Source organism: Romboutsia sp. CE17, assembly GCF_012317385.1.
GTDB lineage: Bacteria > Bacillota > Clostridia > Peptostreptococcales > Peptostreptococcaceae > Romboutsia_E.
Genome location: NZ_CP051144.1, coordinates 2,031,564 through 2,050,722, shown reverse-complemented (window position 1 = coordinate 2,050,722; position 19,159 = coordinate 2,031,564). Strand labels below are relative to the sequence as shown.

At 27.9% G+C, this 19,159-nt stretch carries 19 protein-coding genes; 16 read left to right on the top strand and 3 right to left on the bottom strand.

Going from position 1 to position 19,159, the window contains the following annotated elements; translation table 11 throughout:
- Positions 1-16 precede the first annotated feature (16 nt).
- Positions 17-280 (bottom strand): DUF1294 domain-containing protein, encoded by a 264-nt coding sequence (locus HF520_RS09825; RefSeq protein WP_168573859.1) that lies wholly within the window; start codon positions 278-280, stop codon positions 17-19.
- A 160-nt stretch (positions 281-440) separates the two neighbouring features.
- Between HF520_RS09825 and HF520_RS15345 the strand changes: the two genes are divergently transcribed.
- Positions 441-569, top strand: a complete 129-nt coding sequence (locus HF520_RS15345) for a hypothetical protein (RefSeq protein WP_256372430.1) — start codon at positions 441-443, stop codon at positions 567-569.
- A gap of 400 nt (positions 570-969) precedes the next feature.
- On the opposite strand, the gene HF520_RS09815 is transcribed toward HF520_RS15345, so the two are convergent.
- Entirely contained in the window at positions 970-1,302 is a 333-nt protein-coding gene (locus HF520_RS09815) for a hypothetical protein (protein WP_168573858.1), read from the bottom strand.
- A gap of 258 nt (positions 1,303-1,560) precedes the next feature.
- A complete protein-coding gene (locus tag HF520_RS09810; RefSeq protein ID WP_168573857.1) occupies positions 1,561-3,339 on the bottom strand; it encodes an Rqc2 family fibronectin-binding protein in 1,779 nt (592 codons plus the stop codon).
- A gap of 238 nt (positions 3,340-3,577) precedes the next feature.
- Between HF520_RS09810 and dapF the strand changes: the two genes are divergently transcribed.
- The 15 genes from dapF (at position 3,578) to rsgA (ending at position 19,157) form a co-directional block, all read left to right on the top strand.
- The gene (gene dapF, locus HF520_RS09805; protein WP_168573856.1) at positions 3,578-4,408 is read left to right on the top strand and encodes a diaminopimelate epimerase; all 831 of its coding nucleotides are present in this window, start codon (positions 3,578-3,580) and stop codon (positions 4,406-4,408) included.
- A 1-nt stretch (position 4,409) separates the two neighbouring features.
- Positions 4,410-5,291, top strand: a complete 882-nt coding sequence (locus HF520_RS09800) for a YicC/YloC family endoribonuclease (protein WP_168573855.1) — start codon at positions 4,410-4,412, stop codon at positions 5,289-5,291.
- Between the two features lie 31 nt (positions 5,292-5,322).
- Positions 5,323-5,940 (top strand): guanylate kinase, encoded by a 618-nt coding sequence (gene gmk, locus HF520_RS09795; protein WP_168573854.1) that lies wholly within the window; start codon positions 5,323-5,325, stop codon positions 5,938-5,940.
- Position 5,941: 1 nt separating this feature from the next.
- The gene (rpoZ, locus tag HF520_RS09790) at positions 5,942-6,214 is read left to right on the top strand and encodes a DNA-directed RNA polymerase subunit omega (RefSeq protein ID WP_168573853.1); all 273 of its coding nucleotides are present in this window, start codon (positions 5,942-5,944) and stop codon (positions 6,212-6,214) included.
- Between the two features lie 3 nt (positions 6,215-6,217).
- Positions 6,218-7,417, top strand: a complete 1,200-nt coding sequence (gene coaBC / locus HF520_RS09785) for a bifunctional phosphopantothenoylcysteine decarboxylase/phosphopantothenate--cysteine ligase CoaBC (protein ID WP_168573852.1) — start codon at positions 6,218-6,220, stop codon at positions 7,415-7,417.
- Positions 7,418-7,501: 84 nt separating this feature from the next.
- Positions 7,502-9,991, top strand: coding sequence for a primosomal protein N' (gene priA, locus HF520_RS09780; protein WP_168573851.1), 2,490 nt, complete (start codon positions 7,502-7,504; stop codon positions 9,989-9,991).
- Positions 9,992-10,011: 20 nt separating this feature from the next.
- Positions 10,012-10,452, top strand: coding sequence for a peptide deformylase (def, locus tag HF520_RS09775; protein WP_168573850.1), 441 nt, complete (start codon positions 10,012-10,014; stop codon positions 10,450-10,452).
- 15 nt (positions 10,453-10,467) lie between these two features.
- The gene (gene fmt, locus HF520_RS09770) at positions 10,468-11,397 is read left to right on the top strand and encodes a methionyl-tRNA formyltransferase (protein ID WP_168573849.1); all 930 of its coding nucleotides are present in this window, start codon (positions 10,468-10,470) and stop codon (positions 11,395-11,397) included.
- A gap of 10 nt (positions 11,398-11,407) precedes the next feature.
- Entirely contained in the window at positions 11,408-12,139 is a 732-nt protein-coding gene (locus HF520_RS09765) for a DUF116 domain-containing protein (RefSeq protein WP_168573848.1), read from the top strand.
- Between the two features lie 24 nt (positions 12,140-12,163).
- On the top strand, positions 12,164-12,874 hold the full coding sequence (locus tag HF520_RS09760; protein ID WP_168573847.1) for a zinc metallopeptidase: 711 nt from the start codon (positions 12,164-12,166) through the stop codon (positions 12,872-12,874).
- A gap of 89 nt (positions 12,875-12,963) precedes the next feature.
- The gene (rsmB, locus tag HF520_RS09755; protein WP_168573846.1) at positions 12,964-14,292 is read left to right on the top strand and encodes a 16S rRNA (cytosine(967)-C(5))-methyltransferase RsmB; all 1,329 of its coding nucleotides are present in this window, start codon (positions 12,964-12,966) and stop codon (positions 14,290-14,292) included.
- Between the two features lie 8 nt (positions 14,293-14,300).
- Positions 14,301-15,332 (top strand): 23S rRNA (adenine(2503)-C(2))-methyltransferase RlmN, encoded by a 1,032-nt coding sequence (rlmN, locus tag HF520_RS09750; protein ID WP_168573845.1) that lies wholly within the window; start codon positions 14,301-14,303, stop codon positions 15,330-15,332.
- A 17-nt stretch (positions 15,333-15,349) separates the two neighbouring features.
- On the top strand, positions 15,350-16,102 hold the full coding sequence (locus HF520_RS09745) for a Stp1/IreP family PP2C-type Ser/Thr phosphatase (RefSeq protein WP_168573844.1): 753 nt from the start codon (positions 15,350-15,352) through the stop codon (positions 16,100-16,102).
- A gap of 12 nt (positions 16,103-16,114) precedes the next feature.
- Positions 16,115-18,055 (top strand): Stk1 family PASTA domain-containing Ser/Thr kinase, encoded by a 1,941-nt coding sequence (pknB, locus tag HF520_RS09740; protein WP_168573843.1) that lies wholly within the window; start codon positions 16,115-16,117, stop codon positions 18,053-18,055.
- A gap of 211 nt (positions 18,056-18,266) precedes the next feature.
- Positions 18,267-19,157: a ribosome small subunit-dependent GTPase A gene (gene rsgA, locus HF520_RS09735; RefSeq protein WP_168573842.1), complete on the top strand. Its 891-nt coding sequence runs from the start codon at positions 18,267-18,269 to the stop codon at positions 19,155-19,157.
- The last annotated feature ends 2 nt before the right edge of the window (positions 19,158-19,159 follow it).

Here is a 19,159-nt window from a genome sequence, read left to right as displayed (position 1 = left end):
AAAAATAAATAATAAATTATATATAAAACATAGATATTAAAGCTATCTGAATAAGAAGTATAAAATTAAATCCAATCGTAAATTTAATATGTTTTGTCTTATGTCTAAATAAGTACATTCCTAACAAAGAACCAATACTACCACCTATATAAGCAATAGTAAATAAAGTAGATTCACGAATTCGCCATTGATTTTTTATAGCTCTCATCTTATCTACATATATTGAAATAAATCCTATTATATTAATTATAAAAATATAGTATAAAAATAAATTATTCATATAATCTCCTCTAAAAAGTTAATAATTAGCATATATTATGATTATAATTTAAAGTAGTGGTATTTAATAGAAATTTATATATATAAAATGAAATTTTGTATATAAAAGATATATTTATTCTATTTGATAAAAATTAGAAAAGCAAAAAGATATATATATTGTGAAAAACTTAGTTGTGTATTTTTCAATAGAAGGAAATACAAAATTAATAGAAGAAATAATTGCAAAAGGGTTAAATGCAGATATTATGGAATTAAGAACAAAAAAGTATTTTCTAAAAAAGGCTTAAAAAAATACTTCTAAGTAAGTAAAAGTATAATTTTTAAAGAGAATCCAATACTTATAAATAAATATATAGATTTAAATAATTATGAGAATATATTTTTGGTTCACCTATATGGGTTGGAACTTATGCATTACCATTTAATAGATTTACTAGAGATTATAAAATATATAATAGAAATATGAGATTATTTGCTTGTAGTGGTGGAGGTAGGGCTAAAAGGTGCTTTGAGGAGTTTAAAAAAGAGCTTAAATGGAATAATTTTATTGGAGAAATAGAATTTGTAGAGTCGCTAAAAGCTGATAAATAAGATAGCATTAAAAGTATAGAATAATAGATAAAAAGTCTTAATATATGAATTTATTAAAATAAAAATAACTGCATGAAAATTTACATGCAGTTATTTTTATTTATTATGTAATAGTAGTAAATAAGCACTTCCGGCTAAACTAGCATTATCTCCATCAATTCTTCCAACTAAAGACTGCTTAGAAACACCATTATATACATATCCATTTTCATCAACTTTACCAATAGGTGAATTTTTTGTTATATGGTTATGAATTATCCCACTTTCATCAACTCTACCAATAGGAAAGTTATTTTTATTGTATATAACATTTTTATCAACTTTTCCAACTGGACATTCATGGTAAAGATGATTGTGAACTACACCATCTGAATCTAATCTTGCTACTCCTCTAAAATTGTAAGGGAAATTTACTATAGTATTTGTCATAATATGTACACCAACCTTCTAAAAATTTATAACTCAAAATAAGAAAACGTATTCCTTTATAATAATAAAATTAGACGTTTAAATATAAATACCTTCATAAAAAAACAAGAATACTGAATACATACAAATAAAAAATAAAGAAAAAAATATACACTTACAATCATAATACAAACAAATTTAATTAAGTTTTAAATAAATTCTATAAATATAAAAAATCAACAGAATATACAGTTAAAAGTATATCCTGTTGATTTCATTTTAAAAATCTTTATTTTTTAATGATGCAACCATTTCTTCAGTTGGAGTTACATACATTGTACTATTAGTTTCATAAATTACCATACCAGGTTTAGAACCACTAGGTTTCTTTACATGTTTCTTCTTAGTATAATCTACAGGTACTTGAGAAGACATTTTGGATTTACTAAAATAAGCTGCTAACATAGCGCCTTCGTATATAGTTTGCTCAGATACATCTTTTCCAGCACATTTTATAATAACATGAGATCCTGGAATATTTTTTGTATGCATCCATATATCATCTGGGTCTGCAATTCTAAGGGTAAGGTAATCATTTTGCTTATTATTCTTACCTACAAGAATTTTAAATCCTTCGGATGAAATAAACTCATGCGGTTTAGTAGTAAGTGCAGTCTCTTTTTTAGACTTTAGTTTACCTGATGACTTTGAGTACCCAAGCCTAATAAGTTCATCTTTAATATCTTGAAGTTCAGCTAAATTTTCACAGTTTTCTATACTTAAAATTATATTCTCTAAGTAATCTATTTCTTCTTTATTTATAGCTATTTGAGAAGTTATTTCTTTTTTAGCTGTTTTCAATTTATTATATTTCTTGAAATACTTTTGAGCGTTTTCAGAAGGAGTTAAATTTTTATTAAGAGATATAGTTACATTTTCATAATTAGGGTCATAGAAGTTTTGAACCTCAACACTATCCATTCCCTTTTCAATCATGTAAATATAAGCTGTAAGTAGTTCACCCTTTACCTTATAAATATCAGCATTTTCAGCTTCTAATAACTCTTCTTCTTGTTTTTCTTGTTTATGATAAAGCCTTTCAAGTTTTACAGAAATACTTTTCTTTAAATCAGAAGCACGTTGATGAATTCTATCTTTTATGTCTTTAGTCTTATAGTAGCCCTCTAAAATAGTTGACATACTATCTTTATTAATAAATTTTAAATCATTATATAAAGTTAAATTAATACAGCTAAAATCAATAACCTTATCTAATTTTTCATTAATAACTATGCATGGTGAGAAAATATTATTAATTATATTATTAAATAAACTGCTAAATTCATTATATAGAGAAGTTATATCTTCTTCTGAAATATCATTTGTATTTATTTTTTCGTTGATATTAGCTCTATAACATAATTCTTTTGAGATTACAGGGCTTATACCTAAAAATTTAGAATATATTCCTTTAAAAATAGGGCCATCAAAAGTTTTTAAAGACTTTATAAAACTATCTTTAGATATATTATCAAGTGGATTTAATTTACTTTGAGCAGGTGGAAGCTCATAAGTAAGACCAGGAAGTATTTGACGAACTCTACTTATACTTGTAGGAATTCTTTTAGCCGAATCTATAATTTTATTATCAGAGTTATGAGTAAGAATTATATTACTGTGTCTACCCATTATTTCTATGTAAATATCTTTTCTAGTTTTTTCTTTTAATTCATCTAAAGAATCAATACTTATTTTTATAATTCTTTCAAATCCAACTTGTGAAATATTTACTATATTACCACCTTGTATATATTTTCTAAAAAGCATGCAAAACATAGGTGCTTTAATAGGATTTTCTTTTTTGTAGTCATTAGCAATATAAACCCTAGGATTAGAAGAACTACAACTTAAAACTAGTTTAAAATTTTCTTTATTATTTCTTATATATAAAACAATCTCATCATCTTCTGGTTGATGAACTTTATCAACTTTACCACCAATAAGTTTAGTAGATAGTTCATTAACTAATGAGTGAATAACTAAACCATCTAAAGCCATAAAAACACTCCCTTCATATTAAATATCAATAAATTAATTATTACACATAATATCAATAATGTGAATAGTAAGTAAATATAATATATAAGTATAAAAATTTATATGTTTTATGATTAGTTACAATAAAGGGTTTTATTCAACTAATAATCAATTAGAAAAAACGAATCTAATTATTTATTTTAACATTGTAATGTTGTATAATATTTAGTTAGTAACTTATATAAAAGGGGAGAAATATATGAAGTTTTGGAAGTTACACGGAATAGGGAATGATTTTATAGCTATAGATGGCAGAAATGATAATATAGATTGCAATGATTATGGAAATTTAGCAAAACAAGTGTGTCATAGAAGGTTTTCAGTTGGAGCAGATGGGCTATTGGTAGTTAAAGATTCTAATGTAGCAGACGTAGAGATGGTTTATTATAACTCTGATGGTTCAAGAGCTGCAATGTGTGGAAATGGATTAAGATGTTTTGTAAAATTTGTTTATGACAATAATATAGTTAGAAAAGAAGAATTTGATGTATATACTTTAGATGGAATAAAGAAAATAAAAGCAAATTTAAAAAATAATGAAATTGATTCAGTAAAAGTAAATATGGGAAAAGGAAGCTTTTTAGCAAAGGATATTCCTGTAGATACAGAGGATGAAATATTCATAAATAAAAAAGTAAAAATATTAGATAAAGAGTTCACTTTAAGTTCAATATTAATGGGTGTTCCACATACGGTTATTTTATCAGAAAACTTAAGTTTAGAAGAATTATATAAATATGGAAAAGAAATAGAAAAATATAAGATTTTTAAGGAAGGAACAAATGTTAATTTCGTTAAAATAGAAGATGGAAATAGTATATATGTGAACACTTGGGAAAGAGGATGTGGATACACACTCGGATGCGGGACAGGGATGACTGCGTCTGCATTAATTTGCAATTACTTAAACAAAGTAGGCAAGTGTGTAAATGTAACATCTAAGGGCGGAACAGTAAAGATAGATATAGAAGATTTTGTTTATATGACAGGACCTTCAGTGAAAATATGCGAAGGAAATTTGGAGGTATAATATGGCTATTAGTATGACTGGATTTGGAAGAGGCGAATATAAAGATGATAATTATTATTTTTTAGTAGAATGTAAAACTATAAATCATAAGTATTGTGATATAAATATACGACTTCCAAGGAAAATATCTTTTTTAGAAGATAAGGCTAGGAACTTTGTTAAAAATTACATAAAAAGAGGTAGAGTAGATATTTACATAAAGCTTGACTTGTTAGGTAGTGAAGATGTAAACTTAAAGTTCGATGAAGTATTGGCAAGCCAATATGTAAATATATTAAGAGATATAAGAAATAAGTTTGATTTAGTTGATGATATAAGTGTTATGAACGTAGCAAAGTTCCCTGATATAATAAAGACAGAGGAAAAAGAAGAAGACGAAGAATTATTATGGTCAATGCTAAGAAAAGCATTAGAAGAAACTTTAATTAAATTAAAGGAAATGAGAAGTGAAGAAGGACAAAGATTAGCTAAAGATGTTTTAGAAAGATCTGACCTTCTTAAAAGTTTAATTGAAGAAATTGAAAAGCATTCTTATAATGTAGTTATTGATTATAAAGAAAAATTAAATAGTAGAATAAGTGAAATATTAGAAAATCCAAGTCTAATAGATGAAAGTAGATTAGCTCAAGAAGTAGCTATATATGCAGACAAAAGTAGTATAACAGAAGAAATAGTAAGATTTAAAAGTCATATAGAACAATTAAAAAATACTATAGTTAAAGATGAATCAATCGGAAGAAAAATAGACTTCTTAATACAAGAAATGAATAGAGAAACGAATACTATAGGTTCTAAGTCGTCTGATTTAAATATAACTAACTTAGTTGTTGAAATAAAAAGTGAATTGGAAAAGATAAGAGAGCAAATTCAAAACATAGAATAGTATAAATAGACAATAGAAAGGAAGAAAAGTAATGGTTAAAAGAAAAGGACTATTACTAGTTGTATCAGGACCATCTGGAGCAGGTAAGGGTACAATTTGTAAAGCTATATTAGAAGAAAATGACCAAATAAAGCTTTCTGTATCAGCTACAACAAGAAAGCCTAGAAATGGAGAAGTTCATGGAGTTAATTACTTCTTTTTAGAAAAAGAAGAGTTTACATCTATGATAGAAAAAGGTGAATTTTTAGAGTACGCTCAGATTTATGATAATTTCTATGGTACACCAAAAGCTGCAATAATGGAAACTTTAGCAAAAGGTCAAGATGTTATCTTAGAAATAGAAATGCAAGGAGCAAGACAAGTTAAAAAAGTATATCCAGAAGGAATATTCATATTTGTACTTCCTCCATCTCTTAAAGAATTAAAGAATAGAATAGTTGGAAGAGGAACAGAAACTGCAGAAGAAATAGAAAAGAGATTTAGTTGTGCATTTGAAGAAATAAAACAAATAGATGATTATGATTACTTTATATTTAATAAAGACGTTGAAAAATCAGTTAAAGAACTAGAAGCTATAATATCTTCAGAGAAGAATAAAGTTACTAGATATAAGAATAATATAATAGAGAAGTTCAAGGAGGAGTTATAAAATGATAAAACCATCAATAAATGAAGTATTAAACAAAATAGACAACAGATACTATTTAGTAGGTACTGTTGCAAAAAGAGCGAGAGAAATAATAGATGGATCAGCTCCATATGTAGAAAATAAGCAAAAAGAAAATAAGCCTGTATGTATAGCTACTCAAGAAGTTGCAGAAGGTGAAATAACATATAGAGTATTAAGTCAAATGGAAATAGAACAAGCTGAATTAGAAGAAAAGCAAGAACAAGAAGCTGATAAAAAAGAAATAGAGGAATAAGATATGCTAAAAAATAAAACTGTTGTAATTGGCGTAAGTGGTGGAATTGCCGTATACAAAGTTTGTGATGTAGTAAGTAGACTAAAAAAGCTTGGTGTAAATGTGCATGTAATAATGACTAAAAGCGCTACAGAATTTGTAACACCTTTAACTTTTCAGTCTTTAAGTCAAAACTACGTAGTTTGTGATATGTTTGAAGAACCTAAAACATGGGATGTAGAGCATATATCTTTAGCTAAAAAAGCAGATGTATTCTTAATAGCTCCAGCCACTGCCAATATAATTGGGAAAATGGCTTGTGGTATAAGTGACGATATGCTTTCAACTACAGTTATGGCTACTAAAGCGAAAGTTTTAATAGCTCCGGCAATGAATACTAATATGTACGAAAATCCTATAGTACAAAGAAATATAGATACATTAAGAGCATTAAACTATGAATTTATAGAGCCTGAAAGTGGTAGGCTTGCTTGTGGAGATATAGGTAAAGGTAAACTTGCAACTCCAGAAAATATAGTTGAAGCTGTAGTAGATGCTCTTACAAAAAAGCAAGATTTAGAAGGTAAGAAAATAATAATTACAGCTGGACCTACTGTAGAAGCAATAGATCCAGTAAGATACATAACTAATCGTTCTACAGGAAAAATGGGCTATGCAATAGCTAAAGAAGCTTGTGATAGAGGTGCTGAAGTAACACTAGTTTCTGGACCGACAACGTTAGAACCACCAAAAAATCTAAAAAAATTTATAAGAATAGAATCTGCAAAAGATATGTATGAAGCTGTAATAAATAATTTAGATGAGAATGATGTTATTATAAAAAGTGCAGCAGTTGCAGATTATAAGCCTAAGGATTACTGTGATAAAAAGATAAAGAAAAGTGATGATGACTTAGTTATAAAATTAGATAGAAATAAAGACATAGCTTATGAAATAGGAAAAGTTAAGAAAGATAAGATATTAGTAGGTTTTGCAGCTGAAACTAACGATCTTATTGAAAATGCTAAAAATAAAATTAATAAAAAGAACTTAGATTTTATAGTAGCTAATGATTTAACTAAAGAAGGTGCTGGATTTGGTGTTGATACTAATATTGTAAAAATTATAGACAAAGACGGCGCTATAGAAGAATATCCTATTATGAAAAAAAATGAAGTAGCTAATGTTATTTTAGATAAAGTTAAAGATTTATTAGAAAAATAAGGGGCTGTCTCAAGGTGAATTTTAAAAATTTACTTTGAGAAGGCCCTTAAATTTTAGATAATAGGTATAAATAGAGGTTAAAATATGAAAAAATATGCAAAAGTTATAGTTAGAAACAATAGCATATATACAGATAATTTATTTACATATGAAATTCCTGAGTTTCTAGAGAATGAATTAGAAGTTGGACATAGGATATTAGTACCTTTTGGAAAGGGGAATAAACCTACAGAAGCCTTTGTATTTGAAATTACAAATATAATAGAAGAAGGAATAAAGAGTAAATATGTAGTAGACATTTTGGATGAAAAGCCTATATTTAAGCTAAGTGATTTGGAATTAGTTCGTTGGATGAAAAATAGGTACTTATGTACATATATAGACTGTATAAATTTAATATATCCAAAAGGATACAAGCTTAATAACTATAAAGTGGTTATTTTGAGTGAAAATATAAAAGATACTATGGATATGTGTTTATATAAAGAAAGTCTTAATTTAAATGAAAATGAAATATTTATAATAGAAACTCTTTTAAATAATAAAAGAAAAATAAAGATGGACAAACTTAAAAAAATAAAAAATATAAACAACATATTGGATAAGATGAAAAGAAAAAATCTTATTGATATAAAATGGGAATATAAAGACCATAAAAATGAAAAGAAAATTTGCTATGTATCTTTAAGTATGGATAAAGAATATATAGAGGATTATATATCGGAAAACAAAATAAATTTAGGTAATAAACAGAAAGAAATTGTGGAGTTTCTTAAATATAATAGTAGTGTAGAAATTAATGACTTATTAGAAATATTAAATGCATCAAAACAAAGTATAACTTCTCTAGTAGGTAAGAATCTGATTACCCTGGAAATAAAGGACTATTATAGAAGTCCAGAAAGTATATATGAGTCAGAATGTAAGAAAATAACCTTAAATGAAGAACAAGAGTATGCTATAAATAAAGTAACTTCTGAAATGTTTAACGATAATAAAAAACCTTATATGATACATGGAGTGACAGGTAGTGGAAAAACTGAAGTTTATATGGAAATCATAGAATATGCATTAAATCAAGGTTTAGATAGTATAGTTTTAGTTCCAGAAATATCTCTAACACCACAAACAATATCTAGATTTAAAAATAGATTTGGGGATATAGTAGGTGTTTTTCATAGTCAACTCTCAGAAGGTGAAAAACATGATGTTTATAAGGCTATAAAATTAGGTAAAATAAGAATACTAATAGGTGCAAGATCAGCATTGTTTGCTCCATTTAGTAGCTTAGGAGTTGTTATAATTGATGAGTTTCATGAAGGGGCTTATAAATCAGAAAAAAATCCTAAATTTAATGCAATAGAGGTTGCAAGATATTTAGTAATGAAGAAGAATATATCTTTAGTTCTAGGATCAGCTACACCTTCCATAGATGAATATTATAAAGCTGTAAATGGAGACTATGAGCTTATTAGTATAAAGAATAGAGCTAATAAAAATCCATTGCCTAAGATTGAAATAGTTGATATGAAAAATGAATTATCTAATGGTAATAAAAGTATACTTAGCAACAAACTTCATTTAGAAATTGAAAATGCTATAAGAAATAATAATCAAGTTATATTATTTTTAAATAGAAGAGGGTATGCAAACTTTGTTTCTTGCAGAAGTTGTGGTTATGTATTTCAATGTGAGAACTGCGATATATCACTAACTTATCATAAAGGTAAAAATTTAGGGCGTTGTCATTATTGTGGGTATGAAAAGGAAATACCAAAGGAATGTCCGGAATGTGGTAGTCATTATGTTAAGCCATTTGGAACTGGAACTCAAAAAATAGAAGAAGAAATTAAAAATATTTTTAGAGGTGTTAGAGTTCTTAGAATGGATAAAGATACTACATCTAAAAAAGGTTCATTAGAAGAAATTTTAAATAAATTTAGAAATAAAGAGGCAGATATTCTAATAGGGACTCAAATGCTTTCAAAAGGGTTGGATTTTGAGAATGTAACCTTAGTAGGGATATTATCTGCTGATATGATATTAAACTTCCCAGATTTTAAAAGTGCAGAAACTACTTTTCAGTTAATTACACAGGTTGCAGGTAGAGCAGGTCGATCAGAAAAGGAAGGAAAGGTAGTTCTTCAAACTTATGATACTGATCATTATTCAATTAGAAGAGCGATTAACTATGATTATGAAGGTTTTTTTGAAGATGAGATAAAAATAAGAAAAGCATTTGGATATTCCCCATTTAATAATATGTTAAGTGTTGTGATTAGTGGAAATAATGAAAAAATGGTAGAGCAAAATGCTAGAGCAATGTATAACTCTATAATTTATTTATTAGAAAACAGAGGTATAAAAGAATTTGATTTTATATTAGGACCTAATCCATGCTCTATTTCAAAGATAAATCATAATTATAGATGGCAAATATTATTTAAAGATGATAATATTGAAATTAATTTATTAAAAGGTATAATAAAATATATATGTATAACTAAAAGAGAAGTTGTATTTAATAAGGATATTAATATATCTATAGATATAAATCCAAATAGCGTATTATAATTTTTAGGAGGAATGTAAAAATGGCATTAAGACAAATAGTTCAAATAGGTGAACCAGTACTTAGAAAGGTTTCAAAAAAAGTAGAAAAAATTGATGATAAAATAATTCAATTATTAGATGATATGGCTGATACAATGTATGAAGCTGATGGTGTAGGTCTTGCAGCACCACAAGTTGGAATATTAAAAAGAGTAGTAGTTATAGATATTGGAGATGGATTATTAGAACTTATAAATCCAGAAATAATAGAAGTATCAGGAGAACAAATTGATGATGAAGGTTGCTTAAGTGTAGCAGGTAAAAGTGGAGTAGTAAAAAGACCATATACAGTAAAGGTGAGAGCTTACAATAGAGAAGGGCAATTATTTGAAATAGTAGGAGAAGAGCTTTTAGCAAGAGCATTCTGTCATGAAATAGATCATTTAGATGGTGTATTATTCGTTGACAAAATAGAAAAGTAATTAGGAGTTGATTTAATGAGAATACTTTTTATGGGAACACCAGATATAGCAGTTGGGTGTTTACAAAAAATAATAGATGAAAAACATGATATAATAGGAATTGTTACTCAACCTGATAAACCAGTTGGTAGAGGGAAAAAGATGGGTATGCCTCCAGTAAAGGAACTTGCTTTAAAGTATGATTTACCAGTATATCAACCTATAAAGGCAAGAGATGAAGAATTTGTAAAGATACTAAAAGATTTAAATCCAGATTTAATAGTAGTTGTGGCTTTTGGTCAAATACTTCCAAAGTCAATATTAGATATACCTAAATTTGGATGTGTAAATGTGCATGTTTCATTACTTCCAAAGTATAGAGGCGCAGCACCTATAAACTGGGTAATAATAAATGGAGAAGATAAAACTGGTGTAACAACAATGTATATGGATGAAGGTTTAGATACTGGAGATATGATATTAACTTCAGAATTTGAACTTAATGATGAGATTACAGCAGGAGAACTTCATGATATTATGAAGGAAGAAGGTGCTAAAGTACTAAAAGAAACAATAGACTTAATAGAAAAAGGAGAAGCACCGAGAATCCCTCAAAATCACGATGAATTTACTTATGCTCCTATGATGAATAAAACTTTAGGTCAAATAGATTTTTCAAAATCTGCTAAGGAAATACACAATTTAGTTAGAGGTGTAAATCCATGGCCAAGTGCATATACAACTTATAAAGGTCAGACTATGAAAATCTGGAAGACTAAAGTCTTAAGTGAATCTAGTGATAAAGCACCAGGTACTATATTAAAAGTAGATAAAGAAGGTATAAGAGTTAGTACAAAAGATAATGTAATTTTAATAAGTGAAATTCAAATGCCAGGAAAGAAAAGAGTTTTAGTTGAAGAATATATAAAAGGAAATAGTATTGAGACTAACGAAATATTAGGCTAGGTGTCAAAAAATGATAGATACAAAAAAATACATAACTACTATAGCTATATTACTTGGAATTCTTATAGTAGGAGTATCAATTATAAATATGTTTTTATTGAACTTAACTAATTTATTTGAAATTTTAGTTAATATTATAGTCATAGTTATGATTATAACTATAATATTCTCAACTATAGTTACTAGTAATGTAGTTAATGATAAGGATGCTAATCCCAAATTAATGAAAATTAATTTTCAAATAGTGAATTTAATATTTCCATTAATGATGAAAATAGCATCTTTTGTTGGAATACCAAAGGATGAATTAAGAAAAGTATATGTAAAACTTAATAATGAGTATATTTATAGTCAAGAATATAACTTTAAAAATGAAGATATACTTATTCTTATACCACACTGTGTACAAAAAAATAGTTGCAAGTTAAAAGTTACTACGGAAATTTCTAACTGTAAGCAATGTGGGTTATGTAATATAAGTGATTTGGTAAAACTAAAAGAAGAAAAAAATATAGACATATTTGTAGCTACAGGAGGTACTTTAGCTAGAAAATTTATTTTAGATAAAAAGCCTAAAGCAGTTATAGCTGTTGCTTGTGAAAGGGATTTGACTTCTGGAGTTCAAGATGTTAGTAAAATTCCAGTTTTAGGCGTATTTAATAAAAGACCAAATGGACCTTGTGTAGATACATGTATAAATATTAAAGAAGTTGAAAATGCAATAAACTTCTTTATAAGATAGTAAAATAGGAGAGTGTTATAAATTATGTATGGATATGGTGGTTATTACGGTGGTTTTTATCTAGATAGAACAATGTTTATATTAATTCCTGCTATATTATTTACTATGTATGCACAATTTAAAGTAAGTACTACTACGAATAGGTACTTAAGAGTAAATACAAATAGAGGATTTACTGGAGAGCAAACAGCGAGAACTATATTAGATAGAAATGGGTTATACGATGTAAGTGTAGAAATGGTAAGAGGACATTTAAGTGACCATTATGATCCAAGAAGAAAAGTTGTAAGATTATCACAAGATGTATACTATGGGACATCAATAACTTCTGTTGCAGTAGCAGCTCATGAATGTGGTCATGCAATGCAACATGCAAAGGGATACGTACCTCTTAATATAAGAAGTAGTTTAGTTCCTGTGGTAAACTTTGCATCAAATATATCTTGGCTTTTAATAGCACTAGGATTATTTATGAGTAGAGGTATTTTTTTAAATATAGGAATACTTTTATTTTCAGCATCGGTATTATTTCAATTAGTTACACTACCTGTTGAATTTAACGCATCTAGTAGGGCTTTATCTCAATTAGGTAATATGGGAATAGTAGAAGGCAATGAATTAAAAGGAAGTAGGCAAGTACTTACAGCAGCTGCATTAACATATGTTGCTGCAGCATTGACATCAGTACTTCAGTTATTAAGGTTATTAGCAATAGCAGATAGAAATGATGATTAAAATTGGGCTGTCTTAAGGTGATTGGTATACCAATCACTATTAAGACATCCCTTTTTTAAAGTGAGATAGATAAATTAAGGAGACGATATATGAAGGCAAGAGAATTGGCACTTAAGGTGCTTTTGGATATAGAAGAAAATAATAACTATTCTAATATAGCTATTAATAAGCATTTTAAGAATGTAAATTTAAATAATCAAGATAGAGGTTTAGCGACAGAACTTATTTATGGTGTAGTTGAAAATAAGTACTATTTAGACTATATAATAGATAAACTTTCAAAGATAAAATGCAAAAAAATGAATATTTATGTTAAAATATTGCTTAGAATGGGTATTTATCAAATTTTACTTTTAAATAGTATTTCTGACTATGCTGCAGTTAATGAAACTGTTAGTTTAGTTAAAAAATACGATAAAAGGTCTTCTGGGTTTGTAAATGCAATTCTTAGAAATGTTATAAGACAAAAGGATACCATAGGAGAAGTAGATTTAAAGGACGATAAAATAATGTATTTAGCTACTAGATACTCTTATAAGCCTTGGATGATAAAGAACTGGATTAACAATTTCTCAGAGGAGTTTACTGAAGATTTATTAGAAGCAAATAGTGAGAAACCTAGTGTATATCTAAGAACAAATACTTTAAAAATTAGTAGAGATTCTCTTATTGAAAAGCTAAAATCGGAAGGTATAAATTGTAGTATAGTACCAAATATAGATGAAGCAATAAGAGTTGAAAATCTAAAAAATATAGAAAATAACCAACTATTTAAAGACGGTCTGTTTACTATACAAGATATAAGCTCTATGATGGTTGGAAAGGTTATGAATCCTAAAGAAAACTCTTTAGTTTTAGATGTTTGTAGCGCTCCAGGAGGAAAAACTACACATCTAGCAACATTAATGAATAATACTGGAAAAGTTGTATCTAGAGATATATTTGACCATAAATTAAAGCTTATACAATCTACAGTAGATAGATTAGGGCTTACAAATGTAGAAGTTCAGTCTTTTGATGCATCAGTATTAGATGAAGAAAGTATAGATAAGTTTGATTATGTTCTAGCAGATGTTCCTTGCTCTGGTTTAGGTATAATAAGAAGAAAGCCAGAAATAAAGTATAAGGAAAAAGCAGAACTTAAAGATTTACCTAAAATACAAAAAGATATACTAAAAAATGCATCAAAATACGTTAAAGTCGGAGGTACTTTAATTTATAGTACTTGTACAATACAAGATAATGAAAATATAGAAGTTATAAAGGATTTCTTAGATAATAATAATAATTTTAAATTAGTTCCTATAAATGAAGTTAAAGTAGACTTAGATAATCAAGATAATGGATACTTGAAGATATATCCGAATATTCACGATATAGACGGTTTCTTTATAGCAAAATTAGAAAGAGTAAGGTAGTGATAAATATGGAACAAACTAAAGTAGCATTAAAAAATATGACAGAAGATGAGTTAAAAGAATTTTTAGTTAGTATAGGCGAAAAAGCATTTAGAGGAAGTCAAATCTTTTCTTGGATATATAAAGGTGCTAAAACTTTCGATGATATGAAGAACATACCTAAGAATTTAAGAGAAAAATTAGAAGAGGTATCCTATATAGGGAATATAGAACAAGAACTAAAATTAGAATCGAAGGTAGATAAAACTAAAAAATATCTATTTCTACTTAATGATGGAAATATAATAGAAACAGTAATGATGGATTATGAAGATAGAGTTACTGTTTGTATATCTAATCAGGTTGGTTGTAGAATGGGATGTAACTTCTGTGCATCAACATTAGAAGGTTTAATAAGGAATTTAGAGCCTTGGGAAATTTTAGACCAAATTATGAAAATTCAAGAGGATATAGGTAAAAGAGTATCGAATCTTGTATTAATGGGAAGTGGAGAACCTTTAGATAACTTTGAAAATACTAAAAAGTTCTTAAAATTAGTAAATGAAAAAAATGGTCTCAATATAGGTTATAGACATATAACTCTATCTACATGTGGGGTTGTACCTAAAATGTATGAGTTAGCAGACTTAGGTTTACCTATAAATTTAGCACTATCACTTCACTCTCCTTTTGATGAAAAAAGAAGAGAGATAATGCCTGTTGCAAAGGCATATAAAATAAATGAATTAATAGATGCATGTAAATATTATATAAAGAAGACTAATAGAAGAGTAACATTTGAATACTCTTTAATTAAAGGTGTGAATGACTCTGAAAAAGAAGCTAAAGAGATAGTTAGGCTTTTAAAAGGCATGTTATGTCATGTAAATTTAATACCAATAAATAAAGTAGAAGAAAGAGAATACGAAAGACCTGATAAGTCTTATATATATAAGTTTAGAGATTATTTAGAGAAAAATAATATACCAGCTACTGTAAGAATTTCTATGGGTTCAGATATAGGAGGAGCTTGTGGACAATTGAGAAGAAAACATAAGTAGCTTAAGGGGGAAATCTTATGATTTATAGCTGTGACTCCCACGTAGGAAAAGTAAGGAAAAATAATGAAGATTACTGTAGAGGGGAAGTTATAAAAACTAAAAGTGAAGAAGTTATAGGAATATTTGCCCTTGCTGACGGTATGGGTGGGCATAATAAAGGTGAAGTGGCTAGTAAATTAGCTGTAGAAAATATCCTGAAATTTTTAAAAGAAAATTTATTACAAAGTGATAGCATAAAAATAGATTATATTGATGATATAATAAAACAAGCTTATAATAATGTAAACTCTATTATACACCAAAAATCTATTGAAGAAGAAGAGTGTACAGGCATGGGAACAACATTAGTAACAGCTATCTTATATAAAGATAATCTATATGTTGCAAATGTAGGAGATAGTAGATGCTATTTACTAAGTGGATCTAGATTGAATCAAATTAGTATAGATCATTCAGTTGTAGAAGAACTATTAAGAGCTAATGTAATAACTGAGGAAGAAGCCGTAAATCATCCTCATAGAAATCATATAACTAGAGCTATGGGGACTGATGAAATAGTTATAGTAGATATATTTAAAGTTAAATTAAATGAAAATGACTTAATTCTTTTAGCTAGCGATGGATTAACTGGGTTTGTAGCTAAAGAGGATATAGAAGATATACTTTTAAATAACGAAGACATATCCATTACAAATAAAAAATTAATAGATGTAGCTAATGACGTTTCTGGAAAAGATAACGTATCAGTTATACTAATAAAGCATAATTAGGACGGTGATAAAGTGGGAGATACAATTTTAGGAAATAGATACCAGATCATTAGAAAAATTGGTGATGGTGGTATGGCTTTTGTATATGAGGCAAAAGATAAATTATTAAACAGAACTGTAGCAGTTAAAGTTCTTAGACCGGAATTCGTAGATGATGAAGAATTTCTAAATAAGTTTAAGAGGGAAGCTGAGGCAGTGGCAAGCCTTTCTCATCCTAATATAGTTAATGTATATGATGTAGGGGAAGATGGTAAGGTTCACTATATAGTAATGGAATATATAGATGGACAAAATCTAAAAGATATAATAAAAAATGAAGGGACTTTAGATGAGTACACTGCTTTAGATATTACCAAGCAAATAGCAATGGCTTTAAGCGCTGCTCATAAAAAAGGAATTGTTCATAGAGATATAAAACCTCATAATATATTAATATCTAATGAAGGTAGAATTGTTAAAGTTGCAGATTTTGGTATAGCAAAAGCAGTAACAAACTCTACAATGACTAATATAGGCAGCATTATAGGATCTGTACATTATTTTTCTCCAGAACAAGCCAAGGGAAATCATGTAAATGCAACTGCTGATTTATATTCTTTAGGTATAGTTTTATATGAAATGATAATAGGTAGAGTTCCATTTAGAGGAGATAGCCCTATATCTATAGCATTACAACATATAAATGAAGATGTAGAATTTACTTCAGAAGAAAAAGTAAGTATACCTCAAAGTGTAAGAACAATTATAAAAAAATTAACTGAGAAATCTAGTGAAAATAGATATCAAAGTGCTGAGGAATTAATAGAAGATATAGATTATGTAGAAAAAAACATAGACCTAGATTTTATAAAAGAATATGATAACTATGCTACTAAGCATATTGAAATGGATAGAGTGGAAGAAAGTGTTGATTTTGAAGATGAAGATGAATATGATGAGTTATTAGAAGAAGAACCGCAAATAATACAACCACCTAAAAATAAAGAAAAGAATAAAAAAAGAAAAAATAAAGTTGTCAAAGAAGATAGCCCAAAGGTTAAAAAGAGGTTGAAGATAGCAGCTGTAATATTAGGGTTAATTTTGATTGCTCAAGTATTTTTCATATATAAATTTGTTTCAGGTATGATTGGTGGAAGTTCTCAAGAAGAACAACTTATAACTATTCCTGATTTTACAAATAAAGATTTAGAATCTGTTAATAAAGAACTTAAAGATTTAGGTTTAAAAGTTATAGTTAGAGATGAATACAGTGATACAGTAGAAAAAGACTACGTTATATCTCAAAGTCCTGTAGCAGGAACTCAAGTAGCTGAGGGAGATACTGTAAGTATAGTTTTAAGTAAAGGGCAAAAACAAGGTGAAGTACCCAGGTTAGTTGGATTAACATTAAGTGATGCTGAAAATATATTAACACAAAATAATTTAAATCTAGGAAATATAAAATATGAATACAGTGATACTTATAAAGAAGGTATAGTATTAAGTCAAAGCCCAAATTCAGGAACAACTAATATATCTAAAGGTGATGATGTTGATGTTGTTGTAAGTAAAGGTCCAAAAGAAAGTGAATCAGATGATGATAATGATGATTTGGATGATACATTAAATCCACCAACAACAGGTAATTCAAATAACAATAATAATGGAACTACGAATAGACCAAGTACAGGTGGCGGAAGTAGTAATGGAATTACGAATAGGCCAAGCACAGGTGGCGGAAGTGGAAGTACCGGTGGCGGAAGTGGAAGTACAAGTGGCGGAAGCGGAAGTACAGGTGGCGGAAGTGGAAGTACAAGTGGCGGAAGCGGAAGTACAGATGGCGGAAGTGGAAGTACAGATGACGGAAGCGGAAGTACAGACGGAAATGGAGACTCATCTGGAGGAACTACTGAAGGTGGAGGAAGCGATAGTGGAACTAATGACGGTGAAACGGAAAGTCCTGTTACAGAATAGTATAAATAAGTTAGAGTATTTTTATAATACTCTAACTTATTTTTTTACTTTATATGAAATCCTATTTCACAAATAATTTATAAAAAATTTTTAAAATATTACTTTTTATAGGAAATATGTATAAAATATAGTAAGATAGTAAATTGAGAAATAGAATTATTTATATATCGTTTATTTAAATAGACATACCAAAATTTAAAGGAGGAATTTAATGTTACAAGGAAAGATTATAAAAGGAATAGGGGGATTTTATTACGTAGATACAGAAATGGGGATTTATGAATGTAGAGCTAGAGGCATTTTTAGAAAACAAAAAATAACTCCTCTAGTAGGGGATAGAGTTCGTATAAGTGTGGTAGATGAAGAGAATAAAAAAGGGGTAGTAGAAGAAATTGATGAAAGAGATACTGAGTTAATAAGACCACCAATTGCAAATGTTGATAAAGCACTAATAGTTTTTGCTGTTAAAAATCCTAAGCCACATTTATCTTTATTAGATAGATTTATAGTATTAGCGGAAAAAGAAAATTTAGACATTGTTATAGTATTAACTAAATCAGACTTAGATGATGATAATACTTTAGAAAAAATTAAAAGTATATATGAACTTAGTGGATATAAGGTTATACCTGTAAGCAATAAAACTAAGTTAAATGTAGATAAAATTAAGGATGAACTAAGAGGTAATGTTGTTGTTTTCGCTGGACCATCAGGAGTAGGTAAATCAAGTTTATTAAATGAAATAGATGGAAATTTCCAATTACAAACAGGTGAAGTAAGTGATAAAATAAAAAGAGGTAAGCATACCACTAGACATGCTGAACTTTTAAAATTAGAGTGTGGAGGTATGGTTGCTGATACTCCAGGATTTAGTTCTTTGACTTTAGATGATATAGACGAAAATGAACTTAAAGAATACTTTATTGAATTTGAAAATTATGATGATTGTAGATTTGGTTCTAAATGTATTCATGAGAATGAGCCTGGGTGTGGGGTAAAAGAAGCTGTAGAAGCGGGGGAAATATCAAACGAAAGATATGATAGCTATATACAGCTTTTAAATGAAATAAGACAAAGTAAACAAGGTAAAAGGAGATACTAGGT

Bases quoted from the DNA above. Each gene is read 5' to 3' on its own strand.
- fmt (WP_168573849.1), top strand. From the start codon at position 10,468: ATGAGAATACTTTTTATGGGAACACCAGATATAGCAGTTGGGTGTTTA.
- HF520_RS09760 (WP_168573847.1), top strand. From the start codon at position 12,164: ATGTATGGATATGGTGGTTATTACGGTGGTTTTTATCTAGATAGAACA.
- HF520_RS09810 (WP_168573857.1), bottom strand. From the start codon at position 3,339: ATGGCTTTAGATGGTTTAGTTATTCACTCATTAGTTAATGAACTATCT.
- rlmN (WP_168573845.1), top strand. From the start codon at position 14,301: ATGGAACAAACTAAAGTAGCATTAAAAAATATGACAGAAGATGAGTTA.
- dapF (WP_168573856.1), top strand. From the start codon at position 3,578: ATGAAGTTTTGGAAGTTACACGGAATAGGGAATGATTTTATAGCTATA.
- HF520_RS09815 (WP_168573858.1), bottom strand. From the start codon at position 1,302: ATGACAAATACTATAGTAAATTTCCCTTACAATTTTAGAGGAGTAGCA.
- rsmB (WP_168573846.1), top strand. From the start codon at position 12,964: ATGAAGGCAAGAGAATTGGCACTTAAGGTGCTTTTGGATATAGAAGAA.
- rsgA (WP_168573842.1), top strand. From the start codon at position 18,267: ATGTTACAAGGAAAGATTATAAAAGGAATAGGGGGATTTTATTACGTA.
- HF520_RS09745 (WP_168573844.1), top strand. From the start codon at position 15,350: ATGATTTATAGCTGTGACTCCCACGTAGGAAAAGTAAGGAAAAATAAT.
- rpoZ (WP_168573853.1), top strand. From the start codon at position 5,942: ATGATAAAACCATCAATAAATGAAGTATTAAACAAAATAGACAACAGA.
- def (WP_168573850.1), top strand. From the start codon at position 10,012: ATGGCATTAAGACAAATAGTTCAAATAGGTGAACCAGTACTTAGAAAG.
- gmk (WP_168573854.1), top strand. From the start codon at position 5,323: ATGGTTAAAAGAAAAGGACTATTACTAGTTGTATCAGGACCATCTGGA.
- priA (WP_168573851.1), top strand. From the start codon at position 7,502: ATGAAAAAATATGCAAAAGTTATAGTTAGAAACAATAGCATATATACA.
- HF520_RS09765 (WP_168573848.1), top strand. From the start codon at position 11,408: ATGATAGATACAAAAAAATACATAACTACTATAGCTATATTACTTGGA.
- HF520_RS09800 (WP_168573855.1), top strand. From the start codon at position 4,410: ATGGCTATTAGTATGACTGGATTTGGAAGAGGCGAATATAAAGATGAT.
- coaBC (WP_168573852.1), top strand. From the start codon at position 6,218: ATGCTAAAAAATAAAACTGTTGTAATTGGCGTAAGTGGTGGAATTGCC.
- HF520_RS09825 (WP_168573859.1), bottom strand. From the start codon at position 280: ATGAATAATTTATTTTTATACTATATTTTTATAATTAATATAATAGGA.